Annotated in this window: 17 protein-coding genes and 1 pseudogene; 7 read left to right on the top strand and 11 right to left on the bottom strand. The window is 46.9% G+C overall.

What is annotated here, in order from left to right; all coding sequences use genetic code 11:
- The 3 genes and pseudogenes from J4G07_10855 to J4G07_10865 form a co-directional block, all read right to left on the bottom strand.
- A partial coding sequence (locus J4G07_10855) for a hypothetical protein (protein MCE2414498.1) occupies positions 1-370 on the bottom strand: 370 nt, incomplete at its 3' end.
- A gap of 207 nt (positions 371-577) precedes the next feature.
- Positions 578-975: pseudogene (locus J4G07_10860) on the bottom strand (GxxExxY protein).
- 221 nt (positions 976-1,196) lie between these two features.
- Positions 1,197-4,448, bottom strand: coding sequence for a DEAD/DEAH box helicase family protein (locus J4G07_10865; GenBank protein MCE2414499.1), 3,252 nt, complete (start codon positions 4,446-4,448; stop codon positions 1,197-1,199).
- 406 nt (positions 4,449-4,854) lie between these two features.
- Between J4G07_10865 and J4G07_10870 the strand changes: the two genes are divergently transcribed.
- Both J4G07_10870 and J4G07_10875 read left to right on the top strand, forming a co-directional pair.
- Positions 4,855-5,823, top strand: a complete 969-nt coding sequence (locus J4G07_10870) for an SMP-30/gluconolactonase/LRE family protein (GenBank protein MCE2414500.1) — start codon at positions 4,855-4,857, stop codon at positions 5,821-5,823.
- Positions 5,824-5,931: 108 nt separating this feature from the next.
- On the top strand, positions 5,932-6,750 hold the full coding sequence (locus tag J4G07_10875; GenBank protein MCE2414501.1) for a class I SAM-dependent methyltransferase: 819 nt from the start codon (positions 5,932-5,934) through the stop codon (positions 6,748-6,750).
- 10 nt (positions 6,751-6,760) lie between these two features.
- On the opposite strand, the gene J4G07_10880 is transcribed toward J4G07_10875, so the two are convergent.
- Positions 6,761-7,228: a phosphoribosylformylglycinamidine synthase subunit PurS gene (locus J4G07_10880; protein MCE2414502.1), complete on the bottom strand. Its 468-nt coding sequence runs from the start codon at positions 7,226-7,228 to the stop codon at positions 6,761-6,763.
- Positions 7,229-7,618: 390 nt separating this feature from the next.
- Between J4G07_10880 and J4G07_10885 the strand changes: the two genes are divergently transcribed.
- Genes J4G07_10885 through J4G07_10905 form a run of 5 tightly spaced genes read left to right on the top strand, consistent with a single transcriptional unit; the run spans position 7,619 to position 9,527 of the window.
- Complete coding sequence (locus J4G07_10885) at positions 7,619-7,903, top strand: UPF0175 family protein (GenBank protein ID MCE2414503.1); 285 nt, start codon at positions 7,619-7,621, stop codon at positions 7,901-7,903.
- On the top strand, positions 7,879-8,244 hold the full coding sequence (locus J4G07_10890) for a hypothetical protein (GenBank protein ID MCE2414504.1): 366 nt from the start codon (positions 7,879-7,881) through the stop codon (positions 8,242-8,244). Before J4G07_10885 ends, J4G07_10890 begins: the two co-directional genes overlap by 25 nt.
- A gap of 17 nt (positions 8,245-8,261) precedes the next feature.
- A complete protein-coding gene (locus J4G07_10895) occupies positions 8,262-8,408 on the top strand; it encodes a DUF3368 domain-containing protein (protein ID MCE2414505.1) in 147 nt (48 codons plus the stop codon).
- Between the two features lie 5 nt (positions 8,409-8,413).
- Entirely contained in the window at positions 8,414-9,238 is an 825-nt protein-coding gene (locus J4G07_10900) for a PIG-L family deacetylase (protein ID MCE2414506.1), read from the top strand.
- A gap of 19 nt (positions 9,239-9,257) precedes the next feature.
- Positions 9,258-9,527 (top strand): hypothetical protein, encoded by a 270-nt coding sequence (locus J4G07_10905; protein MCE2414507.1) that lies wholly within the window; start codon positions 9,258-9,260, stop codon positions 9,525-9,527.
- A 7-nt stretch (positions 9,528-9,534) separates the two neighbouring features.
- Here the strand turns inward: J4G07_10905 and prmA are convergent, their stop codons facing one another.
- The 7 genes from prmA to lpxD form a co-directional block, all read right to left on the bottom strand.
- Positions 9,535-10,431: a 50S ribosomal protein L11 methyltransferase gene (prmA, locus tag J4G07_10910; protein MCE2414508.1), complete on the bottom strand. Its 897-nt coding sequence runs from the start codon at positions 10,429-10,431 to the stop codon at positions 9,535-9,537.
- Between the two features lie 211 nt (positions 10,432-10,642).
- Positions 10,643-11,767, bottom strand: coding sequence for a molecular chaperone DnaJ (dnaJ, locus tag J4G07_10915; protein MCE2414509.1), 1,125 nt, complete (start codon positions 11,765-11,767; stop codon positions 10,643-10,645).
- 18 nt (positions 11,768-11,785) lie between these two features.
- Entirely contained in the window at positions 11,786-12,637 is an 852-nt protein-coding gene (locus J4G07_10920; GenBank protein MCE2414510.1) for a nucleotide exchange factor GrpE, read from the bottom strand.
- Between the two features lie 228 nt (positions 12,638-12,865).
- On the bottom strand, positions 12,866-13,612 hold the full coding sequence (locus J4G07_10925; protein MCE2414511.1) for a geranylgeranylglyceryl/heptaprenylglyceryl phosphate synthase: 747 nt from the start codon (positions 13,610-13,612) through the stop codon (positions 12,866-12,868).
- Between the two features lie 245 nt (positions 13,613-13,857).
- Complete coding sequence (locus J4G07_10930) at positions 13,858-15,078, bottom strand: RNA methyltransferase (GenBank protein MCE2414512.1); 1,221 nt, start codon at positions 15,076-15,078, stop codon at positions 13,858-13,860.
- 25 nt (positions 15,079-15,103) lie between these two features.
- Positions 15,104-15,946: a geranylgeranylglycerol-phosphate geranylgeranyltransferase gene (locus J4G07_10935; protein MCE2414513.1), complete on the bottom strand. Its 843-nt coding sequence runs from the start codon at positions 15,944-15,946 to the stop codon at positions 15,104-15,106.
- Positions 15,947-16,273: 327 nt separating this feature from the next.
- Complete coding sequence (lpxD, locus tag J4G07_10940; GenBank protein MCE2414514.1) at positions 16,274-17,320, bottom strand: UDP-3-O-(3-hydroxymyristoyl)glucosamine N-acyltransferase; 1,047 nt, start codon at positions 17,318-17,320, stop codon at positions 16,274-16,276.
- Between the last annotated feature and the right edge of the window lie 70 nt (positions 17,321-17,390).

A 17,390-nucleotide genomic window follows, 5' to 3' on the forward strand; every position in this document is an offset into this window, starting at 1 on the left:
TAAACTCGGCGTATTTGGTTCGGGAGTAGGTGTTATCTTTTAACTCAACTGCACAGAAAAGGAAACTGTCTGTGTTTCCCTTATCGAAGGACGCTGCTTCAAAAAGTGTCTGCTGCAGGTCATCGGCGATTTCATCACTTGTAAACTGGAACACGAGTTTCACGGATTCGGCAGTGTCACGAAATTCTTGTTCAGTCTTTGTGTTCAGGTTCAGTGCTTCAAATTCTCGTATGAAGTCATCCACACTTCCTGAGAGTTCAAGTGTGCGTTCGCTGCGGTAGCCTATCGTTGCCAAAAGATGTTTCAATTTTTCTAAAAGGTCGCCGGTGGGCATTGCCGCGAGAGCGGATTTGATTGTTTCCTTGTTCATTATGCTGTTTCCTTTTTCAGAATTGCGGATTATCTTTTGTCAGAATCGCGGAAAGCACAGAGGACGCCGAGGACGCGGAATTAAGAGATTTTTTGTTCCCGCACCATCTCCTACGAGAGAAAATGTAGGTGTCACAATAGCATTTTCCGCGTAATCCGTGTTCTCCGCGCTCTCCGCGATTCTGACAGTTTCCGCGATTCTGACACATTACCTACGATTAGGTTGTGATAGAATCAATCTTTTGATGTTTATCCTTTTCTCACCGAAATTGATTAACAAACCGATCTCCAGTCGATATACCTTCAAATAATTTAATATCTGTGCTTCATGGACAGGTTCTAACATCGTGACAGCTTTTAATTCCACCAACACATTCCTGCCACTACAAAATCAGCGCGTCGAGTTCCAATAGGTTCAGGAAAATCCTTGTAATATATATCGTGCTCAATTTCCCGAGCAAATTCCAGTCCTACCTTCCGCATTTCAACGGCTAATGCTCTCTGATAAATTATCTCTTGGAATCCGTTTCCTAAAAACTTATGGACTTCAATCGCTGCCCCAATTATCTTTTCAGTGATGTCTTTATGTTTCAGATGATTACTCATTTATATTGTATCCTTTATCAGTATGTTTAGTTGTCTGAATCGCGGATTTTCGCGGAAGACACCGAGGACACGGAATTAAGAGGCTATTTGGTACCGCCCACATTTTTTGTGAAAGGGAACGTGGGAGACACAATAGCATTTTCCGCGTTCTCCGCGTTCTCCGCGTAATCTGTGATTCAGACGGCTCGGTGTCTTCTGGGTTCTCCTTCCGCGATTCAGACTTAAGCAATCACCAACCACGTTACCAGTTCAAAATCGCTGGAGTCTCTGGGGACTTCGGATGCGACTGGCAGTTTGAAACCGCGTGTTCCACTTCTGCCGAGATTTTGGGTTTGCGTTTTTTGATGCGAGCGTGTGATGTGTGCAATCACAGCGTTCAGCAGTTTGTTGTAGCCTTCCATATTCTGACCGTGTTCGGTCTCTTGGTCGAATTGGAGACACAACTCTCGCAATTCATCGCTCTTTCCGACAGCAACGGTTTCAAACAGATCCAGCACTTGCTTGGCGTTTGCACATCCGTAACGGATGTCGCCGTTTTTGCGGATGTAGACGGTGTAATATGGATAGATGGGACTCGGTGTCTTCTTTTCCATATTCGTTGTGGCGTTGCGTTGCTGGAGGAAGAAGATGACCCCGGTTTCTGCCGGATTGTTTTCGTGGGTCGTGACGGCATAAGCCCCCTTCGGTGTGGCTTCTAATTCCGCTCTATTTCTTTCGAGATACTTTAGCAACTGGGCAAAGAAGTAATCAAACGTAAAATCGCTCATGACGACTCCATCGGAGAGATCGTCGAGGTCTAAAACATCTTCACGGAGTTGTTTCAATTGCTCGTCACGGAAGTTGAGTTCCATCTGTGCCTGTTCATAAGTGAATTCGTTCAACGGATCGTCATCGCCGCTGGCGGCTGTGTCGGCGAGTGCCATGCGGGATTCTACACGGCTTTGCAGACGGAGGTAGACCTCCATATCTTCAGTGGGCCAGTAGTTAATCATCTTCACCGTTGCGTTACGGCTACCGATCCGGTCGATACGTCCGAAACGTTGGATGATACGCACGGGATTCCAGTGGATGTCGTAGTTCAGCACGGTATCGCAGTCTTGGAGGTTTTGCCCTTCTGAAATACAATCTGTGGCGATGAGTAAGTCTATTTCGTCAGCGACGCTGTTTTTCTGGGTCCGTGCTTTTGGCGCGAAATTGTTTAAGGTGAGATTGAATTTGTTTTGTGTGTCGCTTCCTGAAACCGTTGCCATCTTCAGTTTTAATGCTTCTGCGAGGTCGGATAGGTTTTCATAGAGATAATCCGCTGTATCTTTAAAGGTTGTGAAAACGAGCAGCTTGCGATTCATTTTTCCGTCTTTGTCGGTGGTTGGGTTTTGTGCCTTATTTCTAATATGCGCTTTGATTGCCTTGAGTTTACCGTCTCTTTCTGGTGTGATGGCTTTGACGTTATCCCACGCGGCGGTCAGAGTCTCTTTGTCCTTGATGAGGTCTTTTTTCCAACGCGTGCGATCCAATTCGTGAAGGTGATACGGATTGCGCGCTCGGTTCACCAAAAACTCCTCATCGTCTTCGTCATCATCGGGGAGAACATCGGCTTCAGCGTCCTGTATACGCGGGTTTTGTTCGTATTTGTCAATCTTCTCCAGCATCACATCAATTTTGCCGACGGTGCGTTCGAGCGTTTCCGAGAGCGAGTGTGCTGAACTCTCCAAACGCTTGAGGAAGTTGGTCTGCATCATACCGATAAGGAATCGCTCGCGGTCTGCTTGATTGAAACGGAATTTCTGCTTTTCATCTGCTAACCGTTGTTTCGCGGCTTCGCTGATGACGTAACTGGATGGCTGATAGATGGAGAGTGTGAATTCGGCTATCTGGTCTGCCAAGGCTTTATAGGAGAGTTCACCTGTCACATCGGTCGGTGGATGGCAATTTTCGGGTTTCTGTGGTGTCGGAAACTCGCCGATTCTGATCATTTCTTCGGCATAAAAGGTTTTAATATGCCGTCGGGAACGGGCAATAGAGATTCCACCGAGCAGTTGGAAGAACTCGGCACCGAGTGTTTCCAGCAACTTCGCTTTGTCTTTTTTCCCGTTCTCACCGCTTTCCTCTTCCCATTTCTTGAATTCCTTTTGCGCTTGTCGCAGCAGTGAACCGATATTACCGATACCTAAACTGTCTCTAAAGACATCCTCGCGCTTTTCGGTCATGAGATAAATCTGGTTGCGGAGGTCAATAAGCGATGTGTTCACGGGTGTGGCTGACAGCATCAGGACCTTTGTTTTCGTGCCTTCTTTGATAACTTCCTCTAAGAGCCGTGTATAACGACTATGACGAACGAAGTTGCCGTCAGCATCACGCGTGGGTTTCGTGTCGTTGCGGAAGTTGTGCGATTCGTCAATAACGATCATATCAAAGTTACGCCAATTGAAGTTTTCCAAATCACCACTATAGCGGGAGAGGTCGGTATGCCATCGCACGGTGAAGCCGAACTTGTCATTGAGAAATGGGTTCGTGTCTTGCGAGTTATAAGCGGGATAGAGTGCCCAGTTGTCGTGCAGTTTTTTGGGACATAATACCAACACACGTTCATTTCGCAGTTCAAAGAACTTGATGACGGCGAGTGCCGTATAGGTTTTTCCTAACCCGACGCTATCCGCTAAGATACAGCCGTTGTGCCGTAACAAACGGGCAATCACACTTTTCACGCCCTCTTTCTGAAACTCGTACAAGGTTTCCCAAATTTGAGTGTCATAGAGGTGCGTGTCTTCAAGGGTTTGGTCATTGGTTTGGCGGGTTTCGATTTCGTCTTGGAAGAGTTCGTAGAGGGTTTTGTAATAGATGAGTTCTGGGGCGTGATCTTTTCCTATCTGTCCTAATGTGGCGAGTACTTTCTCCTTAACATCTTCAACGAGTTTATCGTCGTTCCAGATTTCGTCAAACCATGCTTTTAGATCTTGACGGTCGCGGTTGCTATCCACTTCCAGATTGAGTTCAATATTGTTACTATCCTGCGTTAAGCCTAAGCCGCGCATGGTAAAGTTTGAGCTACCCATAATCGCCTTTTCAACTCCGTTATTGGCGATATGATACATTTTCCCGTGTATCAGATTTGATTCGCGGGTCGTGCGGATTTCTACCTTCTCTTTTATCCATTCGGCACACGCTTTAGCAATCGGTTTCTGTCGGAGTTGCTGGTTGAGTTGTAGACCTGTATCCGTTATGTCAAACGCTTTTGTATCTGTGTTATTTGGGTCCATACGTTTGACAAAATCAGGGTCTCCAAAAAGAAAACGGAGTTCCTCTATTTCGTTGAGGGAGTGCTGCATCTTTTCATAGGCGTAGATGGTGAAGTAGGCGGATACGATGGAGAGTGCGGAACCGTTCTTAATTTCTTGCTCTAAAAAATCGTGAACTGTTTCACGAAGAAGATTATCTCGGATGCCGGATTTTAGGGATGTGTTTTTGTTTGACATAGGTGTTTCTGTTTGTAGGTATGACTTAAGCAGTTTTGAGGGTAGCACGTCGTATAGAGATGGAGATACTCCAAAAAACACAGGCGAACTTCTGGCACAAACTAAAAGTTTATGCTACAAAAGAGCGGGGTGTGTAAGTCCTAAGTAGCTTGATTTCGACGGGAGTAATAGTGTTGTGTTGATTGTAATAATTGTATCATGGGTGTATAGAAAAGACAAGCAGAAAGGTGCGGTTGGGAATGCATATCGCATTTGGTCGAGTACGCCGCAAAACCGCACCTACCGGACCTGGGAAAACAAAGATTATCTCTGAGATTTTCTGTATACATCTTCTCGATTTGTGGTATACTGTATGTAGAAATCGAAAGTGTTTTGCTGTTTGCAGTGCTATTTGAAGGAGATTTGCATGAGTACAGAAAGAAAATGGGATGATTCAATTGTTCGCTATCCAGACCCGGCGATTGAGGTGCTGGACCCGCGTTTTGGAAAATATAAGATTGGCAATTCTGTTGTCGAACGGTTATGGACAGGATCGCGCTGGGCAGAAGGACCCGTCTGGTTCGGCGATGGCGGGTATCTGCTCTGGAGCGATATTCCGAACAATCGGATTCTGAAATGGGAAGAATCCACCGGCGACGTGAGTGTCTACCGTAAACCGTCCAACTACAGCAACGGACACACCCGTGATCGACAGGGAAGGCTCATCAGTTGTGAACACGGGGCACGGCGCGTCACACGAACCGAATACGATGGAACGATTACCGTGCTGATGGACAGCTTTGACGGGAAACCGCTCAACGCACCGAACGATGTCGCAGTCCATCCCGATGGACATGTCTGGTTTACCGATCCCGGATACGGTATTATGCTCAATTATGAAGGACACATAGCCGAGTTTGAATTGCCGACCTGCGTGTATCGTCTCAACCCAGATACGGGAGAAGCGACCGTCGTGATAGATGAACTTGAAAAACCGAACGGTATCTGCTTCTCGCCGGATTATGAGAAACTTTATGTCGTGGATACAGGTGTTACGCATAAAGAGGGAACCCCGCGGCACCTTTTCGTCTATGACGTAATAGATGGCGAGCGGTTGGGCAAGCAGGAGGTGTTCTGCGATATGGCTCCCGGTATTGCCGACGGTATTCGGTGTGATGTCGATGGAAACCTATGGGCGAGTGCGGGTTGGGTTGGCGATGGATACGATGGCGTGCATGTCTTCGCACCAGACGGAACACGTATCGGGCAAATTCACCTCCCAGAAATTTGTGCGAACCTCTGCTTCGGTGGTGTCAAAAGGAACAGATTGTTTATGATGGGTAGCCAGTCTCTCTATGCGGTTTATGTGGAAGCACAGGGAGTTCCGCTTTTTTAGTCGGGATTTAATACGAAAACCAAGCCCGTAACGAAGTAGAGGGCGACTCTTAAGGAAAGCACATCAAAATCATAGTCCACATCGTTCTCCCGCAAGGTAAAGTTAAAATTGAACGTAGATAATCTCGAACGTATCAACTGCCCAATTTGTGAACGGGATGAAACGAAAGAGTTATTTAGTAAGGACTCTTTATCGGTAGTCGTCTGCAAGCGGTGTCTGTTGCGTTATGTGAATCCGAGAATCAATCGTGAGACCCTTGAAGACGGGTATGTTGAGACTTATTATCCGCCGGATAAAGTAGAACGCATCCATACGGATAGCATGGAATGGTTGCAGATGACGGAGCGTCTCGCTGAGTTAGAGAAACAGCATCAGCGTAGGGGGCGGCTTTTAGATGTAGGATGTGGTATTGGGACGTTTCTGCATCTCGCTCGCGAACAGGGGTGGGAATCCCACGGCGTTGACCCTTCCAAGAGTGGTATCACTTTCGCAGAAGAGATACATAAATTAGATGTGAAGTGTGGAGAGGTCTTTGATGCGGGTTTTCCGACTGCGTATTTCGATGCAATTACACTCTACCATGTATTGGAGCATATCCCGGAATTAAATCCATTCCTCAGCGAGTTACGCCGGATTCTGAAGCCTCAGACAGGGACCCTTGTCATTGAGGTACCAAATGGTGAGGGTTTGCAGAGCCGTCTTCAGAAAGCGGAGTGGCCCTATGTCCATCCGCACGATCATCTCTACTATTTTTCTGCGCGTTCCTTACCGAAATTACTTCGGAAACACGGTTTTCAGGACATTACACTGGGAAAACCAAAGCGCGTTAGCCCGACATTTGGGATCGGTTTCGGACTTCGTCAAGCAGCGACTGCTGCCTTGGTTCGGTTCCATTTAGGGACAGTGATTCGAGTGTATGCGAGTTAGGAGGTTCGCTTCACGATTTCGGTTCTTGATAAGAGAATGTTTGAATGACCTCGTTCATGAGCAGTCGCTGTGCAATCGTCTCAAGCACTTCCGTATTTAGCGTGCCAGTGAACCAGTATTTATGTCCTGTGCGGACAGTGGTGACACCCGCGATGCCTAAGTCTGTGATACCTTTAACGGTGCTATCACCGACTGCATCCGTAACACCCGGCTTGAATTGCACTTCAAGGGTCCAATCTGTCTCGGTATCATTTTCGGTACCAAAGGTGTAGGCTTGTGTAATGGGATCAGCGAGGAGTTCAGTACCGATTCGATCAATCGTTTCTGCGTCAACGGATCCTTCGATCCAGTAGACCGTGGCTGTGTGCACAGAATTAATACCATTAATACCGAGATCGGTTATATCCTCAAGAATGCCTTGTCCAACGGTATCGGGGACTTCAGGTTTATAATAAACTTCAACTTTCCAGTTTTTCATAGTATTCATTTTACAATAAGTCGTATCGGGCTTGGGAATCTTTTACCACGATCTCTTACATCGCCTCCATAGAAATTCCTTAGTCTTTTAACAATCTTTTTTCAATTGTATGAGAAATTTCAATAAAGTCAAATTAAATCACGTTTTCTTCTCAAAGATGTTATAATGTTAACTTATATACATGTAGTGGCTTGTAATACCATTTCTAAAAGTTTATATCGCATTAACCGCAACATTCATCTAGACCCCGGTAGGCGCGGTTTCCTAACCGCACCGGGCATAACCAAAAACAGTGGGACCTTTTAAGAGGAATCATCAATCAGAATTGGTATAATAAAAAAGCGAACTACATTTTGGCAACATCCTTAATCCAATACAGAGGTAAAAATCATGCTTTCTATTACGTTGGATGTCCCCAGTGAACTTTCAACACCACTTTCTATCTCCGGCTATAATCGAGAGAAACTGACTGAGGAGGCGAAACAGGTACTTGCGGTTTCTCTCTTCAAACGTAACATTCTCTCTTTAGGGCAGGCTGCAAAATTGGCAGAACTACACTTATGGGATTTTATTCAGATTCTGAGTCAGCGGGGCATTCCTATTGCTGAATATGATGATGAAGAAATCCAACAGGAATTGAAGACGGTCGCATGCTTAACACAGCAAACAAAGTAACTACTGGGAGCAAGTTAACTGCCGTGGCTGACGCTTCATTTGTGATTGGTATCTCTCTTTGTCAACAGTGGGACACTTTGGAAGTACTTGTCGAAAATCTGATTATTGCGGACAAAGTTTGGGAGGAAATTGTTGAACGAGGAGAAGGACAACCGGGTGAAAAAGAATTGCGCCAAGCGACTTTTGTTGGAAGACGAACCGTTTCTAACACATCAGCGGTTACAATGCTAATGGCAACCTTGGATGCAGGAGAGGCTGAAACACTTGTATTAGCAACGGAACTGAGTGTAACGAAGGTGTTGTTGACGATTTACGCGGACGAAAAGTTGCTCAATCTTTAGGATTGCAAGTGGTTGGTGTGGCAGGCTTTCTTTTGTTTGGCAAAAAGAAGGGAAAAATTAGGGAGGTTCGGCCGTTGCTATTACAACTACTTCAAAAAGGCTTCCGACTCAGCAATAGATTGATCGACGCAGTGCTTGAAGAAGCAGGCGAAACACTTTTGTAAGGACAATGAAAATGCCAACGTTAAATATTCTTGTTTTCGGTGCACATCCCGATGATTGTGATATAAAAACGGGAGGGGTCGCTGCCTTGTATACCCAACAGGGGCATCGCGTCAAATTTATCTCTGTGACGAACGGCGATGCCGGACATCACGAAATGGGTGGTGGTCCTTTAGCACAGCGGCGATATAAGGAAGCACAAGCCGCTGCCGAAGTCGTCGGAATTGAATATGAGTTATTGGACAATCACGATGGTGAATTGATGCCGACGTTAGAAAACCGATATAAGATTATTCGTGCCATTCGTGAATTCCAGCCAGATTTAATAATGACTCATCGACCCAACGATTATCATCCCGACCATCGGTATACGTCAACCTTGGTTCAGGACGCGGCATACATGGTTACTGTGCCGAATATCTGTGCCCTCACACCACATTTGGAGAAAAACCCCGTTATTGCTTATTTGAGCGATGGTTTCATGAAACCCTATCCGTTCACGCCGGATGTAGCCGTTAGCATTGATGCTGTCGTTGAACAGAAGATTGATATGCTCCACTGCCACGTATCGCAGTTTTACGAGTGGCTTCCTTACAACGGCGGCTCGTTAGCCTCTGTACCTGCTGTGGCATCGGAACGGCGAGCGTGGCTCGCTGAGCGTATGTTAAATCGTTTCCGAGATGTCGCAGAAAAGCATCGAGGTTTGCTGATAGCACTCTATGGTGAAGACACCGGTGCACAAATCAAGTATGCTGAAGCATTTGAAGGCTGCGAGTACGGTTCCGCGCTCACCTCAGAAAATATCCCCACCCTCTTTCCATTTTTCAAGTAAGGAGTCTTGTTTTAACGACATGCCAACGGAACAAGCCAGCCCCAGAACGCTTTTTGTTATTGTCAGCGTTATTGGTCTTATCTATGCGATTGTTATGGTTATTCTTTTTTTCAACGCTGCACCTGCGCGTTCTAATATTGAGGATCATCGTGGTTCAGAGGAAGCGGTTGAGTGCCTGAAATGTCACTTAAGGGGTGATGAAAAATCACCAACGATGCCGCATCTCAATCTCGGTCGGTGCAACCTATGCCACGGGCTATCCAAGGAAGCACCGCAAGATAGTAAGTGACACAGCACTACGATACAGAGACGGGAGCAAGAGCGGCTTTGATTCCTACCCAAGTAACGTTATCTTCTGCTTCGCTGATTACCTCGAGACATTGAAATTGGTTTGCTTCTAAAACCGATTTAACTTGCGCAAGCTCAGTCTCCAAAATCCCAGAGAAAATGATGATTCCATCAGGATAAAGCCGCTGTGTGCAGAACGGAATCATTGGAAGAATTGCCTTCGTTAAGATGTTTCCAATGATAAGATGGTATCTGTTTTTTATTCCTTTGAGTCCATCGCCTTGAGATAAACACACCTGTGATGCCACGCGGTTTGCCCGAAAATTCGCTGCAGCAATGGGAAGTGCTGTCGAGTCAATCTCAATCGCGTCAACGTGTTTCGCACCTAACTTGATAGCGGTAATCGTTAAGATACCGGAGCCTGTCCCGATGTCAGCAATCTGATGGTCGGGTTCGACGGTGCGTTCCAATAATTCGAGGGAGAGTCGTGTGGTCGGATGGTAGCCTGTCCCGAATGCCATACCAGGGTTGAGTTGAATTAATATTTCCGCTTCGTTGAGGGGAATATCGCTCCACGTTGGAGCAATGACAATCCTGCTACCAACACGCTGCGGTGGGAAGGCGGATTTCCATGCCTCTTCCCACTTCTCGGATTTGACATGTTTTAAATCAATCGTTGCGGGGTGTGGTTGGATCCCCCACGTCGGTAGTTCCGTGAGGAAGTCGCGGAGCTTCTGCATCCGTGCGCCAACTCTGTCATCTAAAGGGTAGTGGGCGATGAGGTCTACTGTGGATGCATCGTTATCCTTGAATTCAACGCCGGTTGCCTGTAATTCAAAGAGAAGGTTCGCAACAGCCTCTGATGCCTCTTGGGAGGTGGTTACCGTGATTCTTGCCCAGTCCATATTTACCACGTCTTTTTAATTTCCCTTGCGGAGAAACGACATGCGTTTAAACTATCAAGTGCGTGTCTTAAACCTGAAGAAACACCCTATCAAAAACCCTGCGCCGTTGTTGCAGGCTGCCGTTTAATTTTTGCATTCCGTTTTCCGAATCTGATCTGCATGCGAGCGTCTGTAGGAATAAGGTTATCCAGCCTCTACGGACGGGAAGCTGCTATTCGGTTTCCTCGTCATCATGTCTACCGAGCAGTTTGTCCCAGAATCCGCCGTGTTCGCTCTGATGAGATTCTCCACGCAGGGTCGCAAATTCTTCTAAAGCTCTTCGCTGTTCCGTGCTGAGATGCACTGGTGTTTCAATCTCTACTCTCACGACCAGATCACCTGAATAGGAACGCCTGTAATGTGGAACCCCTTTGTTAGGGATCCGTAGGTGTGCACCATACTGTGTACCCGGTGGGATGTGCAATTCTTCCTTTCCATCAATACTATCAACTTCAATTTTTCCACCGAGGGCGGCTTGGACGAACGAAATTTTGGAGGATGTAATAAGGTCGTTTCGATCGCGTTGGAAACGTTGATGCGGTTCGACATTGATAACAACAAACAAATCCCCCGGGGGTGCGCCGTTTACACCCGCTTCGCCTTCACCTTGGAGTTGGTACTTGAAACCTGTATCAACACCTTTTTCGATATTTAACTTAATCTCACGTGTGTTTCGCACAACACCCCTACCGCCACAGGGAGGGCAAGGTTCTTGAATAATTGCGCCTTCCCCACGGCATCTCGGACAAGTTCGGGACATTGTGAAAAAACCTTGTGATTGGCTGATCTGTCCTCTGCCGTGACATTGTGGACACCTTACAGGACTTGTGCCTTCTTTGGCACCACTGCCTTTACATGTGGAGCACGATTCAACCCGTGGCACTTGGATTGCGACCTCCTTGCCATGGATAACATCTTCCAATGTTATGTCGAGGTTATATTGTAAACTGCGTCCACGCTTGGGGCTACGCTGAGAACCACCGCCGAACCCTCCAAAGAGGTCGCCAAAGACATCGCCGAAGATGTCGTCGAGGTTCACGCCAAAGTCTCCGAAGTCGGTCCCCATGCCCTCCAGCCCTGCGTGCCCGAACCTATCATAGCGGTCCCGTTTTTCAGAGTCTCGCAATACTTCATAAGCCTCTGTGGCTTCCTTAAATTTATCTTCTGCGACTTCATCACCCGGATTTTTATCGGGATGGAATTGTATGGCGAGTTTGCGATAAGCCTTCTTTATTTCGTCTTCATTGGCATCACGATTAACGTTCAGAATCTCATAATAGTCGCGTTTTTGCGTCATATACTGTCCTTCCTGTAGCTATCCAGTAGTGTCAGTAGCATCTGTATCATCCGACACGTCGTCTGATGCTTCTTCTTCGGTAGATCCTTGTGAGACGACAACTTGAGAGGCGCGTAGAACACGGGTGTGCAACATGTAGCCACGCCGAAATTCCTCAATAACTTTTCCCTCTGGGACATCATCGGATGCTGTGACCAAGAGTGCCTCGTGTTGATTCGGATCGAACGTTTCACCAACTGCTTCAATCGGTGTGAGTCCATGGATTTTGAGGGCATCTAAGAGTTGTTTATGAACGAGGTGCACGCCTTCGTTGAAGGTTGTGAAAGTTGGAGACGTATCACTTGTCTCGCCTTGTTCTGCTGCGCTTTTGATCGCGGCTTCCATGCTGTCCAAGACGGGAATCATGCCTTCTAAAATCCCCTCATTGGCGAATTTGAGTTGCCGTTGATAATCAGTTTGCAAGCGTTTTTTGGTATTCTCAGCTTCCGCTGCTGTGCGTAGGAGACGATCGCGTTCTGCTCTGTATTCCTCATGGACATGTTGCACGGCAGTTTCTACTTCTTTTTCGATCTCTGTGTGCAATAAATCTTCGCGTTCTGTTTCGTATTGCTCGCGTACCCTTTGCACGATCGCCTCGACTTCTTCTTTGACTTCCGAGGTGAGGTTGGCAGCCGTTTTTTCGACAGGCGCGATGCGTTCTTCTATCTCCTTTTTTACTTCCGATTTGACTGTATCAAGTGCCGTCTCCGCGATCTCTCGCATCCGTTCGACAAGTGTTTTTTCTTTGCCGTCGGTGGAATCGCTATCGGCAGACACCTCTGTTTCTGTCTCTTCTTCTGTTTCTATGTGTATTTCTTTAACTTCAGCCATAATGCAGTCCTTTTATCTTTTTGTAGGCGTGTTTGAATGAAGATTAATAAAATATTTCGATAATTCCATAACCATATCCGGCATCCCTTCCCAGTAACGGGTGGGAACCCTGGTTAGGAATGCAGATCGCATGAATCAACGCCGAGTGCGCGTGTGGCACTCTACCGGGCCTGGGAAAACATAGAATTACCGATTTAAATACTTAAACTTCATAAAAGCGCGCTTGCTTTAGCCGTGAACGGCGTTAGCGAATGCCTTCATCAGTTCGAGAGATCCGTTTTCTTCGAGAATGTTCCCTGTGACGATGAAGTCTGCCCCCGCTTCTACCTTTTTTGCGGCAATTTCTGGTGTGCGGATGCCTCCACCGACGATGAGGGGGATACTGATCTGATTTTTCACTGTTGTAATCATTTCTTCCGGAACAGAGTGGACGGCACCGCTTCCTGCCTCCAGATATACCATTTGCATACCGAGATACTCGGCAGCCAATGCGTGTGGTCCCGCAATATCGGGTTTATCACGTGGGATGGGCATTGTACCACTCATAAATTCAACGGCAGTTTTATTGCCGCCTTCAATCAGCATATAGCCAGTTGGAATCGGTGTGAGCGCGTAACGTTGTATCCGCGGTGCTGCTTTGACCTGTTCGCCAATGAGATAGCTCGGGTTGCGTCCACTTATGAGACTGATATACAGGATTGCATCCGCATGGGGAGTGAGGTGCATCGAATCGCCCGGAAATAACACCAGTGGGAGTTCTGTTTCCTGCTTGAGCGCTTTTGCGACGCGGTGCAAATCGTTCGTTAAAAAACTGCCACCGAGCAAAATTGCGTCTGCTCCCGCCTGCTCTATTTCGCCTGCAAGTTTAATGCATTTTTCAATTTCACACTGCTCCGGATCAATTAGAACGAAATAACCAGCATGGTGCTTTTTCAATACCTCATGAAAGTAGTTAAGAACCCAATCTGATCTCAAATGCGATTTTCCTTCTTTGACTATGCTAAATATCGGTTTGAATGCTGTTAGTCTGTCACATCTAAACTGATAGGTGTATTCGACCAATTTTGTCGGGTTTCACTCTGTTCTACCTGCAGGAAATACCCAATCAAAAACACCTACAAAAAGTCAAAATAACGTTGACAAACTATGTGCTCTTTCTGATATTGGGACTTATAGAGCGTCAGTTCCCTTAAGAATTTTATCATATTTATGTCGGTTTGTCAAATTCTGTGTTGTCGCGTGAGTTCATAAAGTAGAATACCCGCGGCGACACCTACGTTGAGTGATGATTGTCCTGATGCCATGGGGATGCGAACTAAGTCCGTGCAGTCGTCCCTTGCAGCAGTGGAGAGGCCGGTATTCTCGTTACCTACGACGATAGCCGTGGGAAGTGTAAAACCTTTTTCATGGAGTTGGTTTTTGGCACTTGCTGTGGCACCCAACACTTGCCAACCTGAGACCCGGAGTGCATCAATCGCATCGCCGATGTCTGGTGTATAGAATAAAGGTAAACGACCGACTGCCCCTCGGGAAGCACGGATGCAGTTTTTATGAAAAGGGCTTGCCCCTCCCCCGCTCAATAGAACGGCGGATACGCCTGCCGCGTCTGCTGTCCGTAGTGTCATTCCAAGGTTATCGGGATTTCCAATATTCTCTGCGATGAGCAATACACATTTTGGGCTAAAGTGAAAATTGAGACTTCCGGACGCCGAAAGGAAGTTCGGATAGCTGAGATGAACCGAAGCGATGATGGGTGGCACGGGGCGCGTTGTCGTAATTGAACCCATCACGCCATCGTTTACCTGATATGAAGATAGGTTTTCTGACGCTGCCCGCGTGAGCAATGCTTTCCCTTCGGGGGTTGCCACAAATCCAGTTGTATAGAGAAGAGCCTCGATTGGAAGTCCATCTGCGACGGCTCGTTCTACTATCAAATGTCCTTCGATGATAAATTCAGAGTGTTCAAGTTTCCCTTTCAGGGAAGTTAATTTGCGGATGTGCGATACTCTTGTATCCTTCCGTTTCGAGACGGTGCGTTGTTCGGCACGTGTGCTGCTGCCGCGTTTGATGCCCCTGTAGAAGGAACCCGTATCGGTTTGGATTACGTCTCCTTCTAAAACATCGTGGATTCTGTTTTCTATCCACTTTTCTTTGAGGTGAAATAGCCCCCTGTAGCGTCTTGGAAAAGCGAGGAGTAATTCTCTCAAACTCCGTTCGGTTTTTGTTGTGAGATGGACTCGGTAGTCACTGTCATAAGTGTCTTCCGGTTCTAACAACATAACCCCATCAAGCCGCTGCCACCCTGTAGCAAATACTTGATATGCGGGGGACCATGTGCCCGTTTTGCAGAAGGTGTGATACGCCTCTTTAAAACGAGAAACGGCATCTGCATCGGAGTCTTTTTTCTCCAAGAAGGCGATAATTTCATTGTAATTTATCATTGGCAATGAGCGGTCAAAGGTAAAATTAAAAGCCGAGGTAGATTGCGCCGAGTCCGATGAATATATCCCATTTCATCCACCGTTGAATGGATGCACAACTTGCTCTGGAGGCATCTCGACACAGACGGATTGCCAAACCGATGAGGACCACGTCGACACCGATGAGAACGCCAATCAAGTAGTGCCATGAATACCAACCCAATACATAAGGGATGGGACTGAATAGAATAACAGATACCATGAAACCGACGGCTATCCAGACAGCCATTCGTGGGTTGAGCGTAGCAAGTGTTTTTACGTTATTTTTCAGGTCGCCTTCCGTATCCTCGAGGTCTTTGACGATTTCCCGAGCCGTTGTGAACAAAAAGGCGAAGATTGCTGGAATAAGCGTGCCTTGCACGGAATCTATTGCTACCCCTCCAGCAATGAAGGTTAAACCCGTTAATCCACTGACGACTAAATTGCCGACAAAAGGGGTGCGTTTCAACCAGAAAGCATAACATACAAGAGCAACCGACACGAGGGTAGCAATGGCTGTTGCATTTATATTGATAAGGGTTCCGAGATAGATGCCGATTACAATGAGTACTATTGCGAAAATTAGCGCATTGGGACGCCGAATGCGTCCAGAAGGGAGCGGTCGCCTCGGACGATTGATACGGTCAATATCGTAATCGCAGTAATCGTTTATGGCGTTACCGGCGGAGATCACGACAAGCGCGGCAACGGAAACCAATAGAAGTCGGATATCGGCGAGATTTTCCACGTTGCCATGGCTGGCAAACATACCACCAAGCCATGCGGAGATGAAGGCGATGATTCCGTTAAGTGGGCGTGCCAACTCAACATACGCGATCAATGTCTTCATTTTTTCTCATAGTGAGCATTGAATAATAATCTGTTAGGGATAATGGATACCGAAATGCGTTCCATACTGCCAGCACGTCGACTGTAGTATTGTTTGAACGAGGGGAGGTCCAGTGGCAAAAGAATGCTCGCGCAGAACCCAAGCATTTACCCCTCACAAGTTAGAATAGGACTTCCTTTTAGACAAAAGAGGCACACAGTAGATAAATTCGAGTGTGACTGATGGTAAAATGAGGATCAAATACGCGAGGTTTCCACGGAAACTCGAGTCGATTCAACACGATCGAGAGTATCAAAAAATTGAAGTCGCCCGCTTCCGGTAATATGCCTACGATTCATCCTCCAGTTCTTGAAGTTTCGTTTCCAGTTCCGCAACGCGTTTTTGGAGTTTAGTGAATTCGGGGAGCAATTCTGGCAATTTCCGAGTCGCTGCGTGAATACGTAGTTCCTGTTTGTGAGGACGTGCGGGGAATCCAGATAGATGACTACCAGCAGGCATATCCTTTGTAACTGCGGATTTGGCGTAAACGACGCTGTCTTCGCCAAGTGTTAGGTGCCCTGCTGCCCCTCCATGCCCCGCAATATTGACGCGGTCACCGAGCGTCGTGCTGCCAGCGATACCGACTTGCGCCGCGAGGCAACAATCTTCACCAATGATAACGTTGTGTGCGATTTGGACGAGATTATCCAGTTTAGTACCGCGTTTGATAAGCGTTTCGGAGAGTGTTGCTCTATCAATGGTAGTGTTCGCTCCAATTTCAACATCGTCTTCAATGACCACGGTTCCGATTTGGGGGATTTTGTGGTGTCGGCTGCTAACAGGAGCGAACCCGAAACCGTCGCTACCAATAACTGCGCCACAATGAATGATCACTCGGTTCCCGATGGTTATTTCTTCCCGAATATTGACATGTGGATAAATGAGACCATCGGAGCCGATTTGAGTTCCTTCGCCGATATAAACAAACGGCTGAATAACGGTATCATCTCCAATTTCAACGTTGTCAGCGATATAGGCGAACGCTTGGATAGAGACGCGTTCACCGAGTTTGACGTTCTTTCCTAAAATTGCGGTTTCATGAACTCCCGGAAGTGCTCGGTGGTTTTTGTCCCACGCGAACATTTCTATAACTTTGACGAAAGCCCAGTACGGATTCTCAACACAGATGGTAGGCTTACCGTTACCGTTGACACCGCGGCCAATAATAATTGCGCCTGCTTGTGTTGTCGCTATGGCAGCGAGGTACTTGGGGTTAGCAACAAAAGTAATCTGACTTGGGAGTGCTTCTTTGATTCCAGAAACCCCTGTAATTTCAATATCACCGTCCCCAGAAAGATCGCCATCCAAGCGATCACAAATTTCCTTAAGTTTCATAGCATTTAGCCGTGTTCCTTTCTCTGTCGATGTGAATGGTTATTCGGGGTTACATACCCCTTCCACAGCT

This window comes from Candidatus Poribacteria bacterium, from assembly GCA_021295715.1.
Classification (GTDB): domain Bacteria; phylum Poribacteria; class WGA-4E; order WGA-4E; family WGA-3G; genus WGA-3G.

Coding starts and splice junctions, on each gene's coding strand:
- J4G07_10865 (MCE2414499.1), bottom strand. CDS start 4,448: ATGTCAAACAAAAACACATCCCTAAAATCCGGCATCCGAGATAATCTT.
- J4G07_10870 (MCE2414500.1), top strand. CDS start 4,855: ATGAGTACAGAAAGAAAATGGGATGATTCAATTGTTCGCTATCCAGAC.
- J4G07_10880 (MCE2414502.1), bottom strand. CDS start 7,228: ATGAAAAACTGGAAAGTTGAAGTTTATTATAAACCTGAAGTCCCCGAT.
- J4G07_10885 (MCE2414503.1), top strand. CDS start 7,619: ATGCTTTCTATTACGTTGGATGTCCCCAGTGAACTTTCAACACCACTT.
- J4G07_10890 (MCE2414504.1), top strand. CDS start 7,879: ATGCTTAACACAGCAAACAAAGTAACTACTGGGAGCAAGTTAACTGCC.
- J4G07_10900 (MCE2414506.1), top strand. CDS start 8,414: ATGAAAATGCCAACGTTAAATATTCTTGTTTTCGGTGCACATCCCGAT.
- J4G07_10905 (MCE2414507.1), top strand. CDS start 9,258: ATGCCAACGGAACAAGCCAGCCCCAGAACGCTTTTTGTTATTGTCAGC.
- prmA (MCE2414508.1), bottom strand. CDS start 10,431: ATGGACTGGGCAAGAATCACGGTAACCACCTCCCAAGAGGCATCAGAG.
- dnaJ (MCE2414509.1), bottom strand. CDS start 11,767: ATGACGCAAAAACGCGACTATTATGAGATTCTGAACGTTAATCGTGAT.
- J4G07_10920 (MCE2414510.1), bottom strand. CDS start 12,637: ATGGCTGAAGTTAAAGAAATACACATAGAAACAGAAGAAGAGACAGAA.
- J4G07_10930 (MCE2414512.1), bottom strand. CDS start 15,078: ATGATAAATTACAATGAAATTATCGCCTTCTTGGAGAAAAAAGACTCC.
- J4G07_10935 (MCE2414513.1), bottom strand. CDS start 15,946: ATGAAGACATTGATCGCGTATGTTGAGTTGGCACGCCCACTTAACGGA.
- lpxD (MCE2414514.1), bottom strand. CDS start 17,320: ATGAAACTTAAGGAAATTTGTGATCGCTTGGATGGCGATCTTTCTGGG.